Source organism: Bradyrhizobium sp. Kon56 (assembly GCF_055807635.1).
This window is the reverse complement of record NZ_JBVVOU010000238.1, coordinates 1-342: the sequence shown is the minus strand read 5'-3', so window position 1 is coordinate 342 and position 342 is coordinate 1. Positions and strand designations below refer to the sequence as shown.

Sequence of the window (342 nt, the reverse complement as noted above, 5' to 3'; positions counted from 1 at the left end):
ACATCACGCACGGTGTCACCGGAACCACGCGGACCCTGCACCGTGGAAAAACGCGCGAACACCGGCGTTTTATGTTCTGGAGTGCGCAGGAAACCTGCCTTGGTCAGCGCCGAATGGTCACCGTAGCTCTGGAAATAGCCATGGGCGCCGGTACCGCGGGCATGCACGATGCGCTCCGGGATGCGCTCATGGTCAAAGTGCGTGATCTTCTCACGCATGATGAAGTCTTCCAGCAGCGACGGGCCACGGGCGCCGACCTTTAGGGTGTTCTGGTTGTCAGAGATTTTCACGCCCTGGTTGGTGCGCAGGGCCTGGCCGGTTGCATCGGAGCGGAATTCTTCC

At 60.8% G+C, this 342-nt stretch carries 1 protein-coding gene; it reads right to left on the bottom strand.

Translation table 11 applies throughout. The features are described 5' to 3' along the window. Positions 1 to 342, bottom strand: a 342-nt coding sequence (locus tag AC0L3B_RS38785) for a catalase (RefSeq protein WP_473382967.1), incomplete at both ends; no start/stop codon positions are given.